This is a genomic window from Rhizobium sp. 768_B6_N1_8, from assembly GCF_051811225.1.
Taxonomy (GTDB): Bacteria; Pseudomonadota; Alphaproteobacteria; order Rhizobiales; family Rhizobiaceae; genus Rhizobium.
Window position 1 is genome coordinate 3,917,421 of record NZ_JBPWPV010000001.1, and the last position, 20,775, is coordinate 3,938,195.

The 20,775-nt window shown below is 60.7% G+C and carries 19 protein-coding genes; 7 read left to right on the forward strand and 12 right to left on the reverse strand.

The window, feature by feature from the left end; genetic code table 11:
- Nucleotides 1-20 precede the first annotated feature (20 nt).
- The 4 genes from AB8B33_RS20050 to AB8B33_RS20065 form a co-directional block, all read right to left on the reverse strand.
- The gene (locus AB8B33_RS20050; protein ID WP_439016652.1) at nucleotides 21-3,167 is read right to left on the reverse strand and encodes an efflux RND transporter permease subunit; all 3,147 of its coding nucleotides are present in this window, start codon (nucleotides 3,165-3,167) and stop codon (nucleotides 21-23) included.
- Nucleotides 3,168-3,193: 26 nt separating this feature from the next.
- Nucleotides 3,194-4,333, reverse strand: coding sequence for an efflux RND transporter periplasmic adaptor subunit (locus AB8B33_RS20055; RefSeq protein WP_439016653.1), 1,140 nt, complete (start codon nucleotides 4,331-4,333; stop codon nucleotides 3,194-3,196).
- 50 nt (nucleotides 4,334-4,383) lie between these two features.
- Nucleotides 4,384-4,992 carry a TetR family transcriptional regulator gene (locus AB8B33_RS20060; RefSeq protein ID WP_439016654.1) on the reverse strand — a complete coding sequence of 203 codons (609 nt, stop codon included), beginning with the start codon at nucleotides 4,990-4,992 and terminating at the stop codon, nucleotides 4,384-4,386.
- A 148-nt stretch (nucleotides 4,993-5,140) separates the two neighbouring features.
- Complete coding sequence (locus AB8B33_RS20065; protein ID WP_113320446.1) at nucleotides 5,141-5,572, reverse strand: OsmC family protein; 432 nt, start codon at nucleotides 5,570-5,572, stop codon at nucleotides 5,141-5,143.
- A gap of 190 nt (nucleotides 5,573-5,762) precedes the next feature.
- Here AB8B33_RS20065 and AB8B33_RS20070 point away from each other — a divergent pair, with 190 nt between their 5' ends.
- From AB8B33_RS20070 to AB8B33_RS20085, 4 genes are all read left to right on the forward strand, one after another.
- The gene (locus AB8B33_RS20070; protein WP_439016655.1) at nucleotides 5,763-6,503 is read left to right on the forward strand and encodes a FadR/GntR family transcriptional regulator; all 741 of its coding nucleotides are present in this window, start codon (nucleotides 5,763-5,765) and stop codon (nucleotides 6,501-6,503) included.
- Nucleotides 6,504-6,589: 86 nt separating this feature from the next.
- Entirely contained in the window at nucleotides 6,590-7,738 is a 1,149-nt protein-coding gene (gene dgoD / locus AB8B33_RS20075) for a galactonate dehydratase (protein WP_007820404.1), read from the forward strand.
- A 96-nt stretch (nucleotides 7,739-7,834) separates the two neighbouring features.
- A complete protein-coding gene (locus AB8B33_RS20080; RefSeq protein WP_439016656.1) occupies nucleotides 7,835-8,230 on the forward strand; it encodes a DoxX family protein in 396 nt (131 codons plus the stop codon).
- A 78-nt stretch (nucleotides 8,231-8,308) separates the two neighbouring features.
- Nucleotides 8,309-9,088 carry an SDR family oxidoreductase gene (locus tag AB8B33_RS20085; RefSeq protein ID WP_439016657.1) on the forward strand — a complete coding sequence of 260 codons (780 nt, stop codon included), beginning with the start codon at nucleotides 8,309-8,311 and terminating at the stop codon, nucleotides 9,086-9,088.
- Between the two features lie 484 nt (nucleotides 9,089-9,572).
- Here the strand turns inward: AB8B33_RS20085 and AB8B33_RS20090 are convergent, their stop codons facing one another.
- Together AB8B33_RS20090 and AB8B33_RS20095 are read right to left on the reverse strand one after the other, a co-directional pair.
- Complete coding sequence (locus AB8B33_RS20090) at nucleotides 9,573-10,790, reverse strand: adenylate/guanylate cyclase domain-containing protein (protein WP_439016658.1); 1,218 nt, start codon at nucleotides 10,788-10,790, stop codon at nucleotides 9,573-9,575.
- Nucleotides 10,791-10,861: 71 nt separating this feature from the next.
- Complete coding sequence (locus AB8B33_RS20095; RefSeq protein WP_439016659.1) at nucleotides 10,862-11,884, reverse strand: LacI family DNA-binding transcriptional regulator; 1,023 nt, start codon at nucleotides 11,882-11,884, stop codon at nucleotides 10,862-10,864.
- A 106-nt stretch (nucleotides 11,885-11,990) separates the two neighbouring features.
- Between AB8B33_RS20095 and AB8B33_RS20100 the strand changes: the two genes are divergently transcribed.
- The 3 genes from AB8B33_RS20100 (at nucleotide 11,991) to AB8B33_RS20110 (ending at nucleotide 15,145) form a co-directional block, all read left to right on the forward strand.
- Nucleotides 11,991-13,178, forward strand: coding sequence for a phytanoyl-CoA dioxygenase family protein (locus AB8B33_RS20100; RefSeq protein ID WP_439016660.1), 1,188 nt, complete (start codon nucleotides 11,991-11,993; stop codon nucleotides 13,176-13,178).
- Between the two features lie 79 nt (nucleotides 13,179-13,257).
- A complete protein-coding gene (locus tag AB8B33_RS20105; RefSeq protein WP_439016661.1) occupies nucleotides 13,258-14,079 on the forward strand; it encodes an SDR family oxidoreductase in 822 nt (273 codons plus the stop codon).
- Nucleotides 14,080-14,233: 154 nt separating this feature from the next.
- Nucleotides 14,234-15,145, forward strand: a complete 912-nt coding sequence (locus tag AB8B33_RS20110; protein WP_439016662.1) for an SMP-30/gluconolactonase/LRE family protein — start codon at nucleotides 14,234-14,236, stop codon at nucleotides 15,143-15,145.
- 2 nt (nucleotides 15,146-15,147) lie between these two features.
- Here the strand turns inward: AB8B33_RS20110 and AB8B33_RS20115 are convergent, their stop codons facing one another.
- From AB8B33_RS20115 to AB8B33_RS20140, 6 genes are all read right to left on the reverse strand, one after another.
- Entirely contained in the window at nucleotides 15,148-15,429 is a 282-nt protein-coding gene (locus AB8B33_RS20115) for a MurR/RpiR family transcriptional regulator (protein ID WP_439016663.1), read from the reverse strand.
- Nucleotides 15,430-15,499: 70 nt separating this feature from the next.
- Nucleotides 15,500-16,249 carry a ThuA domain-containing protein gene (locus AB8B33_RS20120; protein ID WP_113118099.1) on the reverse strand — a complete coding sequence of 250 codons (750 nt, stop codon included), beginning with the start codon at nucleotides 16,247-16,249 and terminating at the stop codon, nucleotides 15,500-15,502.
- A 46-nt stretch (nucleotides 16,250-16,295) separates the two neighbouring features.
- Nucleotides 16,296-17,378, reverse strand: a complete 1,083-nt coding sequence (locus tag AB8B33_RS20125) for an ABC transporter ATP-binding protein (RefSeq protein WP_439016664.1) — start codon at nucleotides 17,376-17,378, stop codon at nucleotides 16,296-16,298.
- 19 nt (nucleotides 17,379-17,397) lie between these two features.
- On the reverse strand, nucleotides 17,398-18,309 hold the full coding sequence (locus tag AB8B33_RS20130; RefSeq protein ID WP_439016665.1) for a carbohydrate ABC transporter permease: 912 nt from the start codon (nucleotides 18,307-18,309) through the stop codon (nucleotides 17,398-17,400).
- A gap of 1 nt (nucleotide 18,310) precedes the next feature.
- Entirely contained in the window at nucleotides 18,311-19,198 is an 888-nt protein-coding gene (locus AB8B33_RS20135; protein WP_439016666.1) for a carbohydrate ABC transporter permease, read from the reverse strand.
- A gap of 106 nt (nucleotides 19,199-19,304) precedes the next feature.
- On the reverse strand, nucleotides 19,305-20,597 hold the full coding sequence (locus AB8B33_RS20140; protein WP_439016667.1) for an ABC transporter substrate-binding protein: 1,293 nt from the start codon (nucleotides 20,595-20,597) through the stop codon (nucleotides 19,305-19,307).
- Between the last annotated feature and the right edge of the window lie 178 nt (nucleotides 20,598-20,775).

Genomic DNA, 20,775 nt, shown 5'->3' on the forward strand with positions numbered 1-20,775 from the left:
GCCTCGACCGCGCCATTGCCTCATTCGGCTGCCAATGCCGGCGGATGATGGATATCCCCATCCGCCTCTTCCTGGTTGGCATTGGCATGTTCGTTATTCCTGGCCTTCGGCTCACGACCGAAGAACAGGGCATAGCCGGCCGGCAGCACGAGGATGGTCAGCACGGTGGCGACCAGGATGCCGCCCATCATGGCGTAGGCAAGCGGACCCCAGAAGACGCCGCGCGAGATCGGAATCAGCGCAAGCACGGCCGTCAGCGCCGTCAGCGTGATCGGCCGGAAGCGGTTCACGGCCGCGCTGATGATCGCCTCCTGCCTGTGCATGCCCGCCTTGATATTCTGGTCGATCTGGTCGACGAGGATGATCGAGTTGCGGATGATGATGCCGAGCAGCGCGATGACGCCGAGGATCGCCACGAAGCCGAAGGGTGCGCCGCTGATCAGCAGGGCCGAGGCCGCGCCGATGATGCCGAGCGGACCGGTGGCGAAGACCAGCATCGCCTTGCCGAAGTGCTGCAACTGGGCCATCAGCAGGATCATGATGACGACGAGCATGATCGGCGCCTTGGCGGCGATCGAGGCCTGGCTTTCGGCCGAGTCCTCGGCACCGCCCTGGATCTCGATCTTGTAACCGGCAGGCAGGCTGTCGCGCAGGTCCTGCATGTCGTTATAGAGCTTGGTCACCACGTCGTTCGACTGGACATTGTCGGGCAGGGTTGCACGCACCGATATCGTCGGCAGGCGATCGCGCCGCCATTCGAGACCCTGTTCAACGACAGGCACGACCTTGGCGATCTGTGAGACCGGGACGAACCCACCGAAATCCGTCGGCACATAGACCGAGTTGACGGCCGAGAGCAGCGAACGGTTCGCGTCCGGCTCGCGGGCGACGATCGAGACCGTCTCCTCGCCATCGCGGAAGTCGTCGAGCGGCGCGCCGGACATGGCGGTCTGCAGCATCTGGCGAACGCGCTGCGAGGTGACGCCGAGTGCGCGGGCACGGTCCTGGTCGATGACCAGCTTCATCGCCGGCACCGGTTCCAGCCAGTCGTCATGAACGGCACCGAGTATCGGATCCCTGGTGAAGCGCTCCTTCACCTGATCGGCAATCCTGCGCACTTCGGCACGATCCGGACCCATCACGCGCATCTGCACCGGCCAGCCCGTCGGCGGGCCGAGGAAGAGACGATCGACCTTGCCGCGGATGTCGGGGAAATCTTCCGCGAGGATCGTCCTGAGCTTGGTGATCAGCCGTTCGCGGGCCGGCTCGTCATTGGCCATGATCAGGAGCTGGGCATAGTTCGGGTTGCGAAGCTGCTGGTCGAGCGGCAGGAAGAAGCGCGGCGCACCTTCGCCAATATAGGTGGCGATAAACTTCTTGTCGGGATCGTCCATCATCTTGGCTTCCAGCGCCTTGGCTTCGACTTCCACCTGCTTGATGCTGGTGCCCTCGGGCAGCCAGAGATCGACGAGGATTTCCGGACGCGAGGACTGCGGGAAGAAGTTCTGCGGAATGAACTGGAAGCTCCATAGGCTGGTGACGAAAGTGGCAAGCGTCAGCGCAAGTACGATGACGCGATGGCGGACCGCCCAACCGACTGTACGACGCAGGCCGCGATAGAAGCGGGTGTCGAACACGTCATGATGCTCGCCGGCATGCTTGCGCTGTTTGAGGATCATGTAGCCGAGCCATGGCGTAAAATAGACCGCCACGAACCAGGAGGTCACCAGCGCAATGCCGACGACATAGAAGAGCGAGCGCACATATTCGCCGGCCGTCGATGCCGCAAAGCCGACGGGAATGAAGCCGGCCGTGGTGATCAACGTACCCGTCAGCATCGGGAAGGCGGTCGAGGAATAGGCGAAGCTCGCCGCATCGATCTTGACGAGACCCTCCTCGAGCTTTCGCTCCATCAGTTCCACGACGATCATCGCATCGTCGACCAGCAGGCCGAGTGCGATGATCAGCGCGCCGAGCGAAATGCGCTGCAGGTCGATACCGAGTTCGTACATGATGGCAAAGGTCGCAGCCAATACCAGCGGAATGGCGATGGCGATTACCAGACCCGAGCGCCAGCCGATCGACAGGAACGAGACGATGAGCACGATGGCGAGAGCTTCGCCGAGCGCATGCATGAATTCGCTGACCGCATCGGTCACGACGTCAGGCTGGTTGGAAATCTGGTCGACAGAGACGCCATAAGGCAGCGAGTCCTCGAAGCGCTTGTAGGTCGCGTCGACGTCCTTGCCGACGTCAGTGACCTTGAAGCCCTTGGCCATGACGACGCCGACCTGCACGCTGTCGTGACCATTATAGCGGTACTTGCGCTGGTAGGGATCTTCGAGGCCGGACGTGACGGTGGCGATATCGCCGAGGCGTGTCACCTGATTGCCGGAGCGCAGCCGCAGTTCGCGGATATCTTCCACCTTGTGGACATTGCCTTCGACCGAGATGCGCACCGAACGCAGACCGGTATCGACACTGCCCGCAGGATCGACGGCGTTCTGGCCCTTGATGGCATTCTGCAGGTCGAGGATCGTCAGACCGCGCTCGGCGAGCGCCTTGGAGGAGACGTCGATATAGATCTTCTCCGGCTGGTCGCCGATGATGACCGCCTTTTCGACACCCGGCGTTGTCAGCAGCATGTCACGCGCCTGGATCGCGTACTTTTTCAGCTCAGGATAGGAATAGCCGTCGCCGCTGATCGAATGCAGCGTGATGAAGGTATCGCCGAATTCGTCGTTGAAATACGGGCCGAGCAGGCCCTGCGGCAGGTCGCCGTTGATATCGCCGACCTTCTTACGCACCTGGTAGAAGGCATCGGCCACCTGGGCGGAATCCGTATCGCCCTTCACCTGCACCGTGATGATCGTGCTGCCTGCGCGTGTATAGGACTTTACCCAGTCGAGATGCGGGGTTTCCTGCAGCTTGCGCTCGATCTTGTTGGTGACCTGGTCTTCCATGTCCTGAAGGGAAGCGCCCGGCCAGAGCGCCTGGACGACCATGACGCGGAAGGTAAAGTCCGGATCTTCCTTCTGGCCCATGCGCGTCAGGCCGAGCACGCCGGTGATCAGGATCAAACCGAAAAGGAAGCGTGCGATGCCCGGATGGCCGATCGCCCAGCGCGAAAGATTGAAGGGGCGCTTTTCAGTGCTGTTGGCGTCCATGATCCTGTTCCCTCTCCTTGAGCCGTTCAGCGGACGGCTGCGTCCGTTTCGGCGGCAGCCGATTGCTGATCGGGAAGCTTGACCTTCAGGTTTTCGCTCATGAATTGGGTACCAGCGGCAACGACGAGATCGCCATTGTCGAGCCCATTGGTTACGCGCACGCCATCACCAGTGAAATCGGCGACCTCGATGCCACGGGAGTGTACGGTCGCCGTCCCGCGATCGACGGTCCAAACGACCTTCTTGCCGTCCTTTTGCGCCAGCGCGCTGAGCGGAATGGAGACATACGTATCGCTGTTGCTGACATCGGCCTCGATCGTCGCCGTCATGCCGAGCAGCACGCGCGGGTCGTTCGGCAGGCTGACACGCACAGCGAAGGTGCGCGACTGCTGGTCGGCGCTGCCCGCGACCTCGCGAACGGTGCCATCAAGCACCAGCTTGTCATCGGACCAGAAGCTCGCCTTCACGGTTTTGCCGGGCTTGAACTGGGCGATATCGTTTTCCGGCACCGCGATCTGCACTTCCTTCTCGCCATCGACGGCAACGGCAACGACCGGCGTGCCGGATCCCACGACCTGTCCGACATCGGCATTGATGGTGGTGACGATACCGCTATGGTCCGCCTTGAGTTCCGTGTAGCTCACCTGGTTCTTCGCCTGGTCGAGCGCGGAAGCCGCAGCATCGCGGCTCGAAATCGCCTGGTCATGGCTGAGCGAAGCCTGCTCGACCTGGGATTTCGGCGCTACATTCTTGTCGAACAGCTGCTCGGCGCGGCGGTTGACGATATCAGCGGTCTCGACAGCCTTTTCGGCAGCGGCGAGATTGGCGTCGGCAGTCTTCACCGCAAGCTGGTAGTCGGTCGAGTCGATCCGTGCGAGAACGTCACCCGGCTTCACCTGTTCGCCGATATCGACGAGACGCTCGGTGATCTTGCCGGCGACGCGGAAGCCGAGGTTCATTTCCGTGCGCGCCCTTACCGATCCGGAATAATCCAGCGTACGGGTATCGCCGGCCTTGGCGATTTCGACCACCTTGACCGGACGGATAACGTCCTTGACCTCTGCCTTTTCTTCCGTGCAGCCGGCGACGCCGAGCCCGACCGCGCTAAGGAGCGCGAGGCTCATGACGGACGGCACGCGGTTGCTGAAGGTCTTGAGCGAAAACATCTTTCGCACTCCTGATCGTTTCGGGTTTTTCTTGACGGTCTTTGCCGCGCTTATTTTCTGAGTGCCCTGATCGCAAATTCGATCAGTTCGTCCACGGTCGCCCGGTTTGTCTTGGCAAGACATTGGGCAACCATTTGCGGGTGACAGAGATTGATGGTCGCCGCTCCGAAGCAGCGGGAGGCGACCTCGGGGTCCTGGTCGGCGAATTCACCGGCAGCGATGCCGTCGCGGATAACGTCGGCAATCAATGCGTGAATGGAGTCGATGTGCTTCTCGATGACATGCCAGTCGCGTTCGATCGCGACGATCACCATCTCATGCACTTTCTGCTGATCGAGCATGGTGTCGAGCGTCAGCTGATACTGGCTGCGCACGAACTGGCGCAGCCGGTCGGGAGCGCTGATCTTCTGATCGCAGATATTGGCTGCAAGCTCATAGCTCATCGCCAGCATGCGTCCGCAGATCGCCTGGTGGATCTCAACCTTGGAGGCGAAGAAACGGTAGATATTGGCAGGCGACATGCCAAGGTCGCGGGCCACATCCGCGACGGTCGTCTTGGAATAGCCGTAGTGGCGGAAAAGCCGCTCGGCCGCATCCAGGATGCGGGTGATATTTTCCTGCCGTGTGACGTCCAGCGTATTTTCCGCGATGTCATTCATGGTTTCAGGCCCGATATTAACGACTGACGAATTTTGAATTTCGTCAGTCGTAAAATATCATCCTTCATTTGTCAATGATTTTGCGATGCAAACAAAAATGCCGCAGCCTGGGCAGCTGCGGCATAGCAACGAAAACAGGTTTGAAAGATCAGACGAGCTTGACGTCGAGCGTGATAGGAACGGCGGAAAGTGCCTTGGAAACCGGGCAACCAGCCTTCGCCATGCCGGCAAGTTCTTCGAACTTCGCCTGGTCGGCGCCTGGAATGCTGCCCGATAACGACAGGTGGATGGCAGTGATGGCAAAGCCGCCTTCGACGCTTTCCAGCGTCACCTTGGCCGAGGTTTCCATATGGTCGGCCTTGAGGCCGGCTTCGCCGAGGATCAGCGACAGCGCCATGGTAAAGCAGCCTGCATGGGCAGCGCCGATAAGCTCTTCCGGGTTGGTGCCGGCAATGCCTTCGAAGCGGCTTGCGAAGCCGTAGGGATAATTGCTCAACGCGCCGCTCTGGGTCGAGATCTGCCCCTTTCCGTCCTTGAGACCACCCGACCACTGGGCCGAAGCTGTACGATTGATCTGCATGCCGTCCTCCTGTTTCGATTGATTGTCGAAGCGTTGCGCCGCTCCACCGCGAAGGACATTCTGCCCTTACGACCGGCAATATAGTCCTCTATCCGCGGAAGACGACACCAGATTGAATGCCAATCATCATACAAGAGCATTGTTTATGTATGATGATTGCTTTAAAAGACCGGTCACGAGGAGCCTTTCGATGCAGCCTGCAGCAAGACGCGACGAAAAGAGCTCGGCGCCCGAGCGCCGGCCGCGCGTTCGCCGTAACGTCACGGCGGCGATTGCCGAAGATATCTGCGCCAACCGCTATGCTGTCGGTACACTGCTGCCGCGCGAAAACGATCTCTGCGAACTCCATGGCGTCAGCCGCACCGTCATACGCGAATCCCTGAAGGTTCTGGAATCCAAGGGACTTGTGCGCGGCAAGCCGCGCATCGGCACCACCGTCTGCGACAAGGACGAGTGGAATATCCTCGATCAGGATGTGCTGGAATGGATGGGACCGCATCTGGGCGATTTCGACTTGCTTGCCAGCATTCTTGAAGCCCGCCGCACCATCGAGCCGGCTGCCGCCGAATATGCTGCAAGCCGCGCGACCGCCCAGGAGATCGCCAATCTCGACGATGCCTGGCAACGCATGCAGTCGGCGCGCGACGATTCCGAAGCTTTCACCGAGGCCGACCTCCTCTTCCATACGGTGCTTCTCAAGGCGAGCCATAACCAGGTCTTCCATCGCCTCTCCAGCGCCATCCATGCCGCCCTGAAATTTGCGCTCCACGCCTCGAACCTCGCCATGCCTGATCACCGCGAGGCGCTTGCCCTGCATGGCAAGGTGGTCGAGGCACTGCGTCTGCGGGACGCGGCGGGCGCGCGCGATTGCGTCAACCGAATTCTCGACCTCGCCAAACGCGACCTGACCGCCGCCGGCCGAACGAGATAAAGAAATGACGAAATAACAGAACTCAGAACAATATCGGCGGCTCGGCCGCTGATGGGAACACGAAGCGAAACGAGAGCACGATTTCCATGAAGATCACCAAACTGACCACCTACATCGTCCCACCGCGCTGGCTGTTTCTGAAAATCGAAACCGATGAGGGCATCGTCGGCTGGGGCGAACCGGTCGTCGAAGGTCGTGCTCTAACCGTCGAGGCCGCCGTTCACGAGCTCGCCGATTATCTTGTTGGCAAGGACCCCTTCCTGATCGAAGACCACTGGACAGTCATGTATCGCGGCGGCTTCTACCGCGGCGGCGCCATCCACATGTCGGCAATCTCGGGCATCGACCAGGCGCTCTGGGACATCAAGGGCAAGGCGCTCGGCCAGCCGATCCATTCGCTGCTCGGCGGCCAGGTGCGCGATCGCATCAAGGTCTACAGCTGGATCGGCGGCGACCGCCCCTCTGATGTCGCCCGCAACGCCAAGGACGTCGTCGCCCGCGGCTTCAAGGCGATCAAGCTCAACGGCTGTGAAGAGATGCAGATCGTCGATACCAACGAGAAGATCGACAAGGCGGTCGAGACTATTGCGACCATCCGCGAGGCGATCGGCCCGCATATCGGCATCGGCGTTGATTTCCACGGCCGTGTGCACAAGCCGATGGCCAAGGTTCTCGCCAAGGAACTCGAGCCCTACAAGCTGATGTTCATTGAGGAACCGGTCCTCTCAGAGCATCGCGAAACCCTGAAGGAAATCGCCAATCATTGCTCGACACCGATCGCGCTCGGCGAACGCCTCTATTCCCGCTGGGATTTCAAGTCGGTTCTCTCCGACGGCTATGTCGACATCATCCAGCCCGATCTTTCCCATGCCGGCGGCATCACCGAATGCCGCAAGATCGCCGCCATGGCCGAAGCCTATGACGTGGCGCTCGCCCCGCATTGCCCGCTCGGTCCCATCGCGCTTGCCGCCTGCCTGCAGGTCGATGCCATCTCCTACAATGCTTTCATTCAGGAACAGAGCCTCGGCATCCACTACAACAAGGGCAACGACATCCTGGACTACATCTCCAACAAGGAAGTCTTCCAATACGCCGACGGTTTCGTCTCCATTCCGCAAGGCCCAGGCCTCGGCGTCGAAGTGGACGAAGCCTATGTCATCGAGCGCGCCAAGGAAGGCCACCGCTGGCGCAACCCGATCTGGCGCCACGAAGATGGCAGCTTCGCCGAATGGTAAAAAAAGAAGGGCCGCGAAAGCGGTCCTTTTTCATTCGCCCTGTCGGATAGCGGACACCTCATCCGTCATGGTGGAAGCTCAAAGAGGAGATTCCACATGGCCAGAGCAATCGCAATCATCATTGCCCGCATCATCTTCAGCTTCATCTTCTTCATGGCCGCCGGCTTCAAGTTCGCCGATATCGGCGCGACCGCCGGCTACATCACCTCGGCCGGCTTTCCGATGGCGACATTCCTCGCCTGGGTCGCCGCCTTCTTCGAGATCGCGCTGGCGCTTGCCTTCATCACAGGCGCCTTCTTCAGCGAAGCGTGCCTGCTCGCAGCTGTCTATGTGATCTTCCTCGCCTTCTCTTTTCATGGCCCGTCGCTTTGGCAGCAGAACCAGGCCGAGTTCGGCTTCTTCGTCGATCACTTCAGTTTCCTAGCGGGCCTGCTCTTCGCCGCCGTTCACGGACCGGAAAAGTGGGCGCTGCGTCATAGCCTTCTGAAATAATCTCGTGGAACGATCGTACCGGAACCAAGAGCCGCTCCAATTCATTGCCTTACCGGCAAGCGCGAAGAGGAGCGGTTTATGGAGTTGCAGGGAAAGATCGCACTGGTGACCGGCGCAGGCTCCGGCATCGGCAAAGCAGCCGCATTGAAGCTCGCCGCCGAAGGCGCAAAGGTGGCGGTGCTGAGCCGCACCGAAAGCGAGGTGCAACAGACCTGCCAGGAGATCATTGCCGCCGGCGGCCAGGCGATCGAACTGACCGCCGATACCAGTGATGAAGCGCAGATGCGCAAGGCCATCGACAGGATGACCGAAAGCCTCGGCGGCATCGACATCGTCGTCGCCAATGCCGGCATTAATGGCGTCTGGGCGCCGATCGACGACCTCAAGCCCGACGAGTGGGATCAGACCATGGCCGTGAACCTGCGCGGCACTTATCTAACCCTGCATCTGACCGTCCCTTATCTGAAGATGAACGGCGGCTCGATCATCGTCGTCTCCTCGATCAACGGCACACGCACCTTCACGACGCCGGGCGCCACGGCCTATGCAGCCACCAAGGCCGGCCAGGTCGCCATGGTGCAGCAACTGGCGCTGGAGCTCGGCAAACACGGCATCCGCGTCAACGCCGTCTGTCCCGGCGCGATCGACACCAGCATTTCCGCCAACACCACATCGCGCCATCGCGAGGAAACCGAAGTGCCCGTCATCTGGCCGGAGGGCGAAATCCCGATCACCGGCGGCAGGGCGGGATCAAGCGATGATGTCGCCGAAACGATCCTCTTCCTCGCCTCCGAACGCGCCAGGCATATTACCGGCACGCCCGTCTGGATCGACGGCGGACAGGGATTGCTGCGTTAGAGCAGTTGCTCGGAGCGAACAGCCGACCGGATGAGCGGCACTGTGCATAGGCAGCAGAGGCTGCATAGGCATTTTTGGTCGTATGTGGAAAAATGTCAGACATTCACATGACGGATACATAATCCGACATTTCCTGTAAGGCGTAGGGAAGTGCCTATGCGGCCCCTGCAGCCTATGCAGGCACTCAAGCCTCGCAGATCTTGCCTAAGCTTGAAGCCTGTCGTGCGAAAATGTGAAACGATCCGCAACGGATCCGGTCCATCGCTCGGGCAATGAATTCGAGTCGCCTATGCCTCAGGCCGACCGGACCATCAGCAGAGTGCATAGGATGCATAACTTGCATAGGTTTCTTCCTACTTTCGTGGAGAAATGTCAAACATTCACATGACACACGACGAATCTGACATTTCCTAGAAGGCGTGGGAAACTGCCCCTGCATCTTATGCATCCTATGCGGGCTCTGAACGCGGATGGATCTTGCTGGTCAGCCGTTCAGCCGCGCGCTTTCCAGCGTGTAAAGCAATTGCGGGCGCTTGACGCCGCGCAGAGCATAGCGGCCGATACAGGCGAGAAGATTGCGCTCCGCCTCGGGGATCGCCGCTTCGAAATCCGACGACATCAGCACGTTGAGATCGACCGAACGGCAAATCGAGGCAATGCGGCTCACCTCGTTGACGGCCGGGCCGATGACCGTGAAATCAAGGCGGTCCTGGCTGCCGATATTACCGTAGAAGACATCGCCGATATGCAGGCCGATATAGACATCGGTCGTCGGCCGCCGGTCCACCTCGCGCGCCGCGTTCAGCGCCGCAAGCTTCTGCCGCAGCAGACGCTCCGCCTGCAGAGCCGCAGAACAGCTTTGCGCCGGATCCTCGCCCTTGAAGATGGCAAGCACGCCGTCGCCGATCAGCTTCAGCACATTGCCGCCGGCCTCATGGATCGCGGTGATCACCACCTCGCTATATTCATTGAGCAACGGAATGATCTCTTCCGGGGCCGAATTGTCCGAAATCTTCGTGTAGTTCAGCAGGTCGGAAAACCAGAGCGCGGCCGAAATCCGCTCAGTCTTGCCGCGCGAGATCTTGCCGTCCATCACCTGGCGCGCCGCATCCTCGCCGAGATAGACCTCGGCGATGGTGCGCGCGATGCGGGCGAGCGCCACGCATTTGATCGCGAGTCCCAGCACCGGCACCAGCTTGCGCAGGATGGCGAGATCATGCTCCGAGAAGCCTTCGGGATGCTTGGTGGAAAAGTGCGAGAAGAAGCAATCCATCTCGCCGATCGTGCCGGCCGGCGCGAAACGGTGCGCCATGGCGACATAATCGGTATGGCCCGACGCATGGATCTGCTCCAGCATGATGAAATCGGTCGGATCGCCAAAACCGATCCTGCGCCGTACCTCTTTGGTGCCTGTTGTCCAGAGATGATAGAAAGCCGAGCGACGCCAGGTATCCAGTCCCTGACCTTCGCTCGAAGGTCCGTATTCGAACTCACCTTCGAAGGCCTCTGAATTGTCCCAGCGGAAGGCCCGGCCTTCATGGACAGGATGAAGCGTGTCCATCAGCGCCATGGCACGATCGAGCCGCATGCCGGCCTTGCGGCAGGCCTGGCAAAAGCCGATCAGCAACTCCGCTTCAGACACGCCATTCAGGCCCTGTTCCGTCACCCAAGCCGCAATTGTGCTGACGTCGCTATAGTCCATGCGCGCTCCTCATTATCACCAAGCTGTAGCGTGAATCTGCCGCCGATGGAAAGACAATCAACCCGAACAGACTATTGCAGAGCCGGCATATTGTAGGGCGTGACGATTTCGACGGCCGAAAACGCCGCCTGCGCCGTCCTGCCGGCAGGGATAGTGCGGGCCATGATGGCGCGAAAGGCCGAACGCGCATCTGTCCTCAGATCGTGATGCAGCACGAAATCGATCCGCCGTTCGGCAAGCAGAGCGCGGTTGTCGGCATCGAGATCATGCGCCACGAAAATCGAGACCGGCCGGCCCGCTGCCTCGAAGGCCGCAAGCACCGCGCGATTACCGCCGCCGACCGAATAGACGGCGTTGATTGCAGCATCTTCCGCAAGGGCGGCAGCAACGAGCGTGCCGGTCGCAGCATCTGTGCCATGCCCTTCGCTCACCTCGATAATGCCGATCGACGGATAATGGCCTCGGATCACCTGGCGAAAGCCGATCTCCCGCTCCTCCTCGCCGCGGAACCGGCCGCTCGACAGCGTAACCAGCGCCTTGCCGCCGGAAGCCCCGATGAGCCGGCCGATGAGATAGGCGGCCGTCCCGCCGGCCGCCCGGTTATCGGCGCCGGCATAGGCGGAGCGCGCCGAATTCGGCAGATCAGTGACGAGGGTGACGACCGGAATATCGACAGCATCGAGCCTTGCGACGGCCGCGACGATATCGGGCACATCGGGCGCCTTCAGCACGATGCCATGCGTACCGCGCAGCCGGATACGATCGAGAAGCTGCACCAGTTCCGCCGCCCGCATCACTTCGGCAAAATGAAACCGGCAGCGGAAGATGGTCGGCAGGAATGTCGCGACCTCTGCTTCGAAAGCTGCCCGCACCGCCGTGCTGAACCTGTCAGGCGTCTCCATGACGATATCGATGGTGAGCTTGCGGCCGGCCACATCGGCGCCCGCCTGTTTCTCGAGCTCGGCGATCGCCGCCTTGACCCGCATCTCGGTCTGCCGCCTGACACCCGGCCGGCCGTTCAGCACCCGGTCGACGGTCGCCGTGCTGAGCCCGGCCTGGAAAGCGATATCCTTGACGAGAAAGGGATGGGCCATGCCGCAGTCATACCCCGGCGTTCTGATGGATTTTTGATGGATTCCTGATCTATATCAGGATCGTCAGCGGCGTATAGTCCATCCATCGGAAATGGAGGATCACCCGATGAAAACCGACGACCCGCAAAAACTGCGCGCCGACCGCGTCTGGCTGACAGAGGACGCCTGCGATCTCGACGATTTCCGTGCGCTCGCCGAAAAGACCACTATCCTTGCCGACTATCCGACGGCCTCAGCCGTCGAGAAGAACGTGCTGATCTATGACAGCCCTAAGGTGATCGAGGCGGTATCGACGCCGGAAGGCCGTAGCGCCATTCTCGCCGAAATCTGCGAGGCCTTCGGCATCGGCCCCGGCGTGGTCGTCTTCAAACATGCCTACGAAGACACCGGGGTCATTGACCGGGCGAGCGTGATCTTCGACGAGATCATCGAGGAGCAGCACCGCACCTCGACCGGCGGCGGCGACCATTTCGCCAAGCCGGGCGCCAACGACCGCATCTGGAACTCGCTGGAAAAACACTGCCTGGCCGATCCTGAGAATTTCGCCCGCTACTACGGCAATGCCATCGTGGCGCTGGCAAGCGAGGCATGGCTTGGCCCACATTATCAGATGACGGCGCAGGTCAACCGCGTGAACCCCGGTGGTGCCGCACAATCGGCCCACCGCGACTATCACCTCGGCTTCCAGTCATCCAAGGTGATCGAGCAGTTCCCCGCGCATGTTCACCGCCTCTCGCCGGTGCTGACGCTGCAGGGCGCGGTTGCTCATTGCGACATGCCGCTCGAAAGCGGCCCGACGCTTTTCCTGCCGCACAGCCAGACCTATCAGCCGGGCTACCTCGCCCTCAAGCGCCAGGAATTCAAGGATTACTTCGACCAGAACCATATCCAGCTGCCGCTGGAAAAGGGCGATGTCGTCTTCTTCAATCCCGCCCTCTTCCATGCCGCCGGCACGAACCGCTCGAAGGATGTCAAGCGTGTGGCGAACCTGCTGCAGGTCTCCTCTGCATTCGGCCGGGCGATGGAAACCGTCAATCGCGAGCGCATGAGCGCAAAACTGTTCCCTGCCCTCAAGGCGCTGAAGGGCAAGCTTTCGGCAGGCGAGATCGCCAACGCCGTCGCCTCCTGCGCGGAGGGCTATTCCTTCCCGACCAATCTCGACCGCGACCCGCCGCTCGGCGGCCTCGCGCCGAAGACACAGGCCCAGCTGATGCACGAGGCCCTCGCCGAAAACTGGAGCGACCACACCTTCACCGAGGCACTTGCCGAACAGGCAGCCAGGAAGCTGAGCTGACACGGCCATCACAACACCATCATCCCAGAGCCCCTTACCGCCGGTAAGGGGCCATTCGCATATCAGGAGGAAAAGACACATGAGCACGGATTACGCCCGCCTCGACGGCAAGATCGCCATCGTCACCGGCGGCACACAGGGCCTCGGCGCCACCATCGCCCGCCTCTTTGCCGAACGCGGCGCCAAGGGCATCGTCATCTGCGGCCGCAACGAGGCCAAGGGCAAGGCGAAAGCCGAGGAGATTTCGTCAAAGACAGGCGCGAAGGCAGTCTACGTCAAGGCCGATCTCGGCAAGGTCGAGGACGCGCAAAATGTCGTCCATGTCTGTGATCAGACCTTCGGCCGCGTCGATGCTCTGGTCAATGCCGCTGCCATCACCGACCGCGGCACGATCCTCGATACCAGCCCCGAGCTCTTCGATGCCATGTTCGCGGTCAATGTCCGCGCCCCCTTCTTCCTCATGCAGGAAGCGGTCAAGGTTATGCGTCGCGAGAAGATCGAAGGCACCATCGTCAATATCGGCTCCATGTCCGCCAAGGCCGGCCAGCCCTTCATCGCCGCCTATTGCGCCTCCAAGGGTGCGCTGGAAACGCTGACCAAGAACACTGCCTATGCGCTGCTGCGTAACCGCATCCGCGTCAATGGCCTGAATATCGGCTGGATGGCTTCCGAGGGCGAAGACCGCATCCAGAGAGAGTTTCACAAGGCTTCGGATGACTGGCTCACCAAGGCCGCCGCAAGTCAGCCTTTCGGCCGGCTTGTCGACCCGGAAGAAGTGGCTCGCGCCTGCGCCTATCTCTCGTCAGCCGAATCCGGCCTCATGACCGGCTCCGTCATCTGCTTCGATCAGTCGATCTGGGGCGCCTATGACGGTTCGCCGCATCCTGTTGCCGCGCTTTGAAAATTCACGAGCAATTCCAGCAAAACTGTGCAGCGGCTTTGCGTTCGGAGTTGCGTAAAAACACCCATAGCTCGACGCTTTCTGCCGCCGGGCTATAGCAGATTCAATCATTTGCCGCTACGAAGATGCAACATCGATCTGGGAGGAATCGGGCATGGCTGGAAGCGAGCTTTATGACGTCAGAGACGAGCGCTTCGGGGCGCTGATCGCCGGTAGCGCGGTACTGGAAGAACTGTACAGAGGCTGCCGCTGGGCCGAGGGTCCGGTCTGGTTTTCCGATCTGAACTGCCTTCTTTGGAGCGACATTCCGAACGAGCGCATGATGCGCTGGGTGCCGGATGGAACAGTCTCCGTATTCCGCTCGCCTTCCAACTACGTCAACGGCAATACCCGTGACCGGCAAGGCCGTCTCGTTTCCTGCGAGCACGGCGGACGCCGTGTGACCCGCACTGAGCCTGATGGACGCATTACCGTTCTTGCCGACAGCTACAACGGCAAACGGCTGAATTCGCCGAACGACGTCGTGGTCAAATCCGACGGGTCGATCTGGTTTACCGATCCAAGCTACGGCATCATGTCAGACTACGAAGGCCACAAATCTCCGGAAGAGCAGGAAAGCCGCAACGTCTACCGCATCGACGCCGCAACCGGCGAGATCGAAGCCGTCGTCACCGATTTCATCCAGCCGAACGGCCTCGCCTTCTCGCCCGACGAACGCCAGCTCTTCATCGCCGATTCCGGCTCCTCCAATCACGAAGTCCCACGCCATATCCGCGTCTTCGATGTCGTGGATAGCCGCAAGCTGACAAACAGCCGCTATTTCTGCTCGATCGACAGCGGCGTGCCGGATGGTTTCCGTTTCGATGTCTCCGGAAATCTCTGGACGAGTGCGGCCGACGGCGTGCACTGCTTTGCGCCTGACGGCACGCTGATCGGCAAGATCAAGGTGCCGCAGACCGTCTCCAACATCACCTTCGGCGGCCCGAAGAAGAACCGCCTCTTCATCACCGCGACGCAATCGCTCTATTCGATCTATACGACGACGAACGGCGCGCAGTACCCGTAAACCTATCCTTTGCGGACTGCGGCCCTGAGACCTTGTTGGAAAACCTGCTTCATCTCGGCAAAACCGTCAAAGCCGAGATGATGCGCAAAGCGGATGACGCTGGTCTGCGAGACATTGCAGCGCTCGGCAATCTTCTGGCTGCTTTCGAAGGCGAAGACATCGGGCCGCTCGGCGGCAAGCCTCGCCAGCGTATCGAGCCGCTGCGGCAGATCGCGATGGATGGAAACCCAGAATGCCTTGCTGAGAAAGGCATCTCCATCAGCCTTCATCGAAACAGTCTGCATTTCTGCCTCCATCGTTTACCCCTCGCGGAGGCCGAAGCCATCATGACCCCAGCCCCCGCGGAGGAACTATTTAAGCCTTCACCTTGTCCGGCCGGCCATGCAGCGGCTCCTTGCGGTGCCAGTTTTCGAGGATGCGGCCATCCGTGTGTTTCTGCTGCGCCCAGCGGATGCCGTTCGAAATTACCTTGTGCACCGTCTTGTCGTGATAGATCGGATAGGTCTCGTGGCCCGGGCTGAAGAAGAAGATGCGCCCGCGGCCGCGCTGGAAGGTGCAGCCGCTGCGGAACACTTCGCCGCCAGAATACCAGGAGATGAAGACCAGTTCGTCGGGCTGCGGAATGTCGAAAGGCTCACCATACATTTCCGAGGCATTGACCTCGAAATAGGGCGGCAGGCCCTCGGCGATCGGATGCGAGGGATTGACCACCCAGACACGCTCCAGATCACCCTCAGGCGTTTCGCGCCACGAGAGATTGGCATTGGTGCCCATCAGCCGGCGGAAGAGCTTGGAATGATGGCCGGAATGCAGGACCAGCAGGCCCATGCCCTTCAGCACCCGCTGCTGGACGCGGTCGATCAGCCCGTCGCTGACCTCCTCATGCGCCATGTGACCCCACCAGAGCAGCACGTCGGTATCGTTGAGCACGGAATCCGGCAGGCCTTCATCCGGATCGTCGAGCGTGCCGCGGCGGATCTCGAAATCGGGATGGGCGATACCGGCGGCGATCGCGCCGTCGATACGATCAGGATAGATATCCTGAACTTCCTTGTGGACCTGTTCGTGGCGTCCTTCGTTCCAGATCGTGACCTTGATTGTCATGCTATTCCTCGATGTTCTGGGCCTCGATGTTTCAAGCCCTAATAGTTCAGGCGGTCGCCGACCGGATGACCCGGCCGGCGGAATCAAACAGATGGCAACCGGCGCGCTCTGCCGTCAGCGACACACGATCGCCGGGACGGATGGTCATGTCGCCCTCGGTGCGCACGACGATCGGCTGCTGCTGCGAACCGACCGTCAGATAGGTCTCGACGCCGAGCCGCTCGACGATGACGACCTCGGCCGAAAAATCGCCCTGCCCCTGCGGTGCGAGCTTCAGATGCTCCGGCCGGATGCCGAGTTTCGCCTCGCCCTGCGGCACGGCGCCATTGGCATCCGAGAGATCGATGGCAAGGCCGAGCGGGCTTTCCAGATGCACCTTGCCGGCATTCCGACGCGTCGCCGTCATCGGCAGCACATTCATTTTCGGCGAGCCGATAAAGGTCGCGACGAACTCGTTTTCCGGCTGGTGATACAGCTCCATCGGCGCGCCCTGCTGGGCGACGACGCCCTTGTTAAGCACCACGATGCGATCGGCCATCGTCATCGCCTCGACCTGATCGTGCGTCACATAGACGACGGTTGCCTTCAGCTCGCGATGCAGGCGCTGCAGCTCGGCGCGCATCTGCACGCGCAGCGCCGAATCGAGGTTCGACAGCGGCTCGTCGAACAGGATCAGCGACGGCTTCTTGATGATGGCGCGGCCGATCGCTACGCGCTGGCGCTGGCCGCCGGAAAGGGCTGCCGGCTTGCGGTTGAGATAGTCGGTCAGCTGCAGGATTTCGGCGACGCCCTCGACCTGCTTCTTGATTTCGGCTTCCGGCACCTTCTTGAGGCTCAGCGAAAAGCCGATATTTTCCGCGACCGTCATATGCGGATAGAGCGCGTAGGACTGGAACACCATGGCGATGCCGCGCTTGTCTGGCGGCACATCGTTGATGCGCTGGCCGTTCAGCACCAGATCGCCCTCGTCGATACCTTCGAGGCCGGCGATCATGCGCAACAGCGTGGACTTGCCGCAGCCGGACGGGCCGACGAACACGGCGAACTCGCCGTCTTCCACTGTGATATCGACGCCCTTGATGACTTCGAGCGCGCCGTAGAATTTGCGAACGTTTCTGAGATTGATCATTCGTTTCTCTTTCTTGATCTCAGCCCTTCACACCGCCCGCGAAGGTCTGGACGAGGAAGCGCCGCGCAAAGCCGAAGGCGACGACGGCCGGCAGCAGGTAAATGAAGGCGAGAGCCGTCAGCAGGCCGTAATCGATCTCGTTGATACGCAGGAAGGCGCGGAAGAGACCGAGCGGCAGCGTCTGCAGCTCCGGCGACGACAGGAAGATCAGCGGCAGCAGGAAATCGCCCCAAGCCGACATGAAAGCGAAGAGGCCGGCAGCCGCGAGCCCCGGCATGGCAAGCGGGATCAGCACGCGGCGGATGCGCTGCATCATCGTCGCCCCGTCCATGACGGCCGCTTCCTCATAGTCGCGCGGCAAGCCGTCGAAGAAGGTCTTCATGATCCAGAGGCCCAGCGGCAACTGCATGGTAGCAAGCACCAGCATGATGCCGAGATAGCCGTCGATGAACCCGGTCCACCGCATGATATCGCGGGCATAGCTGCCGAAGATCGGCCTGAGAATCGCGCCTTCCGCATTGTTCAGCGTCAGCAGAAACTTGTAGAGCGGCACGACGAGTGCCGTCGGCGGCAGCACGCGGATCAGCAGGATCGCGTAGAGGAACGGCAGCTTCCACCAGGCCCGCGTGCGCGACAGCGCATAGCCGCCGAGCCCCGCCAGAACCATGACGATAAGCGTCGCGCCGCCGACCACGAAGAGCGAGTTGAACAGCCACTTCGCCCCGTCCTCCTTGGTGAAGACGCGCGCGTAATTTGCAAGCGTCCACTGCTCCGGCCAGCGCAGGAAGAGCTGCGCATTGCCGTCGAAGGAGGCAAGCAGCACCCAGAAGAAGGGCACGGCGCAGAAGATCGAGATGATCGACAGCGTTGCATAGGCAAGCAGATCGGAGCGGGTCTTGTTAGCCCCTTCGCTCGGAGAAATAACGGCCATGTCAGACCTCCACTTTCATGGCGCGCACATAGCCGATGCCCAGGATCAGCGAGATGAGGAGCGCGACGACCGCGACCGCAGCGCCGTAACCGAGCTGGAAGGCCGTAAACGACTGGTTATAGATATAGATGCTGACCACCTCCGTAGCTCCGCCAGGCCCGCCGCGCGTCAGCGCATAGACAAGGCCGAAGACGGCAATGGTGGAGACGGCCGAGATCAGCATGTAGAGCAGGATCGTCGGCATCATCAGCGGCAGGGTGATGCGGCGAAACATCTGCGAGGGTGTTGCGCCATCCATGCGCGCCGCCTCGTAGATCTCGAAGGGAATAGTGCTGAGGCCGGCCGTCAGCAGGATCATCGCGGTGGCGATGCCGCGCCAGGTATTGACAATGATGATCATCGACAGCGGAAAAGCGTTCAGCCAGTCGGCAGGATCGATGCCGAAGAAGGCGACGATGCGCGACAGTGTGGCATGCTCGCCGCCGGCCAGCATCGAAATCCACATGAAGCCGGCAACGACCTCAGGTGCCGCGTTCGGCAGAAGAATGATCGAGGAGAAAAACCGCCGAAAACGGATCGGTCGGCGCAGCGCCATGGCCGATATCAACCCGAGCACGAACTGCCCGATGACGGCCGAACCCATGACGAAGACGAAGGTAACGAACAGCGAATTCCAGAACTTCGCATCGTTGAGCAGACGCGTGTAGTTGCGAATGCCGACAAAGCGCGGCCGCAGCGCCGCAGCCCCCGTCAGCGCCTCATTGGTAAAGCTCAGATAGACGGAATAGAGAGCGGGATAGATCACGAAGGCCAGAAGCAGGATCAGCGACGGCAGCAGAACCAGCAAGAGTTGGCGCTCGGTTCGCTTTTCATGAGAGTTTCGGGCCATTGAAGCTCACAACCTTATCGAATGAATCCGGCTTATCGAATGAAAGCGGGAAGACGCGGCGATCATGCCGCGTCCCCGTCCTGGGCGGGAGAAAGATATCAGTGGCTTACTTGACCATGTCGTCGCCGAGCGTTTCCTTGACGTAGTCGACAAGGATCTTCTGGGCGCCGGCAGCATCCGTTTCCTTGCGCAGCAGGGCTTCCGTGGCGCGCGCCACGCCTTCGGCAACAGTGCCGAAGCCGGAAGCCTGTTTCAGGAAGACGCCGTTTCCGGCAGCAGCATGGATCGGAACCAGTTCCGTCAGCTTCTGGAATTCCGGATCCTTGGCAGCATCCCTGCTGGCCGGAATGTTGCCGATGCGGGCAGCATAGGAAACCTGCGTTTCGACCGAGCCGATTTCCATCAGTGCCTTCTTGGCAAGTTCCACATTGGCGGACTTGGAGTTGACGGCCCACGGAGCGGCGAGGTTGGCAAGCACGTACTGGCCGCCGCTCTGGCCCGGAACGGTCCAGGTGCCGACGATCTTGGTCACGTCAGGGATCGGGTTCTTGCTCTCGCGACCCCAGTCGAAGATGTAGCACCAGGAACCGCAGGTGGTGGCGGCAAGCTTGCCGGCCGGGAACATCTCGTACTTCGGCACGACCCAGGGCTCCGGCCCGAGAAGCGGCTGCACCGGCATCAGGTCCTTGTCTATCAGCGTCTTGTAGACGTTGAAGACATCCTTTACGCCTTCGCCATTCAGATCGAGCTTGCCGTCAGCATCGACCAGCTGTGGCGTCTTGGAGCCGACGATCAGGTGCTGGAAGCCTTCATCGAAGGCACCGCTGCCCCAGGAAACGCCGGCCGGGAAGAGCAGGCCGTAGGAACCGGTCTTCTGCTTCACCTCGGCGGCGCGGTCGAGGAGCTCCTGCCAGGTCTTCGGCTGTTCCGTGGAAATGCCGGCCTTTTCGAGAACGTCCTTGCGGAAATAGATTTCCTGGATGCCGAGCATGAACGGCATCACATAGGTTTCTCCGTCAGGGCTGACGGCGAGCTGCTTGGCGACGTCATAGAAATTGGCATAACCGTCCCAGGCCTTGAATTCGGCGGTCACGGGCGCGAGGTAACCGGCCTCAACCATGTCGGCAACGGCGGCCGTCGTCGGAATGGAGAAGAGATCGGGTGCATTGCCGGCACCGAGCTCGGTCAGAAGCTTGGTGAGATAGTCTTTGTCCGGCGCCGGATATTCGACAACCTCGACCGTTACGCCGTATTTTTTCTCGATCCGCTCAACGGTCGACTTCATCGCGTCGATGCCGGCCTGACCGTGATTGGCGATACGAATTGTTTCAGCATGCGCCAGCGTCGAAACCGCGCTGAGCAGGATGGCGCACAGGCCACCGATAACCGTCTTCTTCAACGGAAGTCCTCCCTTTTTTAGAGCCACGGCGCCCTCCAGCACCGGTGAGGAAAATGTACACGCATTCTGAATGCTGACAAGATGATTTTTAAATCCTTTATCGCCGCAAAATTATCTAATTGATTTTACTGTATTATTTATGACTTGCATCAAATGTACCGTTTGTGTAATCGTTTGC

What these genes read in the sequence shown, in the direction of transcription:
- AB8B33_RS20135 (WP_439016666.1), bottom strand. Translation starts at nt 19,198, where the DNA reads ATGGCCCGAAACTCTCATGAAAAGCGAACCGAGCGCCAACTCTTGCTG.
- AB8B33_RS20115 (WP_439016663.1), bottom strand. Translation starts at nt 15,429, where the DNA reads ATGCAGACTGTTTCGATGAAGGCTGATGGAGATGCCTTTCTCAGCAAG.
- AB8B33_RS20105 (WP_439016661.1), top strand. Translation starts at nt 13,258, where the DNA reads ATGAGCACGGATTACGCCCGCCTCGACGGCAAGATCGCCATCGTCACC.
- AB8B33_RS20120 (WP_113118099.1), bottom strand. Translation starts at nt 16,249, where the DNA reads ATGACAATCAAGGTCACGATCTGGAACGAAGGACGCCACGAACAGGTC.
- AB8B33_RS20070 (WP_439016655.1), top strand. Translation starts at nt 5,763, where the DNA reads ATGCAGCCTGCAGCAAGACGCGACGAAAAGAGCTCGGCGCCCGAGCGC.
- AB8B33_RS20080 (WP_439016656.1), top strand. Translation starts at nt 7,835, where the DNA reads ATGGCCAGAGCAATCGCAATCATCATTGCCCGCATCATCTTCAGCTTC.
- AB8B33_RS20130 (WP_439016665.1), bottom strand. Translation starts at nt 18,309, where the DNA reads ATGGCCGTTATTTCTCCGAGCGAAGGGGCTAACAAGACCCGCTCCGAT.
- AB8B33_RS20090 (WP_439016658.1), bottom strand. Translation starts at nt 10,790, where the DNA reads ATGGACTATAGCGACGTCAGCACAATTGCGGCTTGGGTGACGGAACAG.
- AB8B33_RS20100 (WP_439016660.1), top strand. Translation starts at nt 11,991, where the DNA reads ATGAAAACCGACGACCCGCAAAAACTGCGCGCCGACCGCGTCTGGCTG.
- AB8B33_RS20065 (WP_113320446.1), bottom strand. Translation starts at nt 5,572, where the DNA reads ATGCAGATCAATCGTACAGCTTCGGCCCAGTGGTCGGGTGGTCTCAAG.
- AB8B33_RS20060 (WP_439016654.1), bottom strand. Translation starts at nt 4,992, where the DNA reads ATGAATGACATCGCGGAAAATACGCTGGACGTCACACGGCAGGAAAAT.
- AB8B33_RS20050 (WP_439016652.1), bottom strand. Translation starts at nt 3,167, where the DNA reads ATGGACGCCAACAGCACTGAAAAGCGCCCCTTCAATCTTTCGCGCTGG.
- dgoD (WP_007820404.1), top strand. Translation starts at nt 6,590, where the DNA reads ATGAAGATCACCAAACTGACCACCTACATCGTCCCACCGCGCTGGCTG.
- AB8B33_RS20055 (WP_439016653.1), bottom strand. Translation starts at nt 4,333, where the DNA reads ATGTTTTCGCTCAAGACCTTCAGCAACCGCGTGCCGTCCGTCATGAGC.
- AB8B33_RS20125 (WP_439016664.1), bottom strand. Translation starts at nt 17,378, where the DNA reads ATGATCAATCTCAGAAACGTTCGCAAATTCTACGGCGCGCTCGAAGTC.
- AB8B33_RS20110 (WP_439016662.1), top strand. Translation starts at nt 14,234, where the DNA reads ATGGCTGGAAGCGAGCTTTATGACGTCAGAGACGAGCGCTTCGGGGCG.
- AB8B33_RS20095 (WP_439016659.1), bottom strand. Translation starts at nt 11,884, where the DNA reads ATGGCCCATCCCTTTCTCGTCAAGGATATCGCTTTCCAGGCCGGGCTC.
- AB8B33_RS20085 (WP_439016657.1), top strand. Translation starts at nt 8,309, where the DNA reads ATGGAGTTGCAGGGAAAGATCGCACTGGTGACCGGCGCAGGCTCCGGC.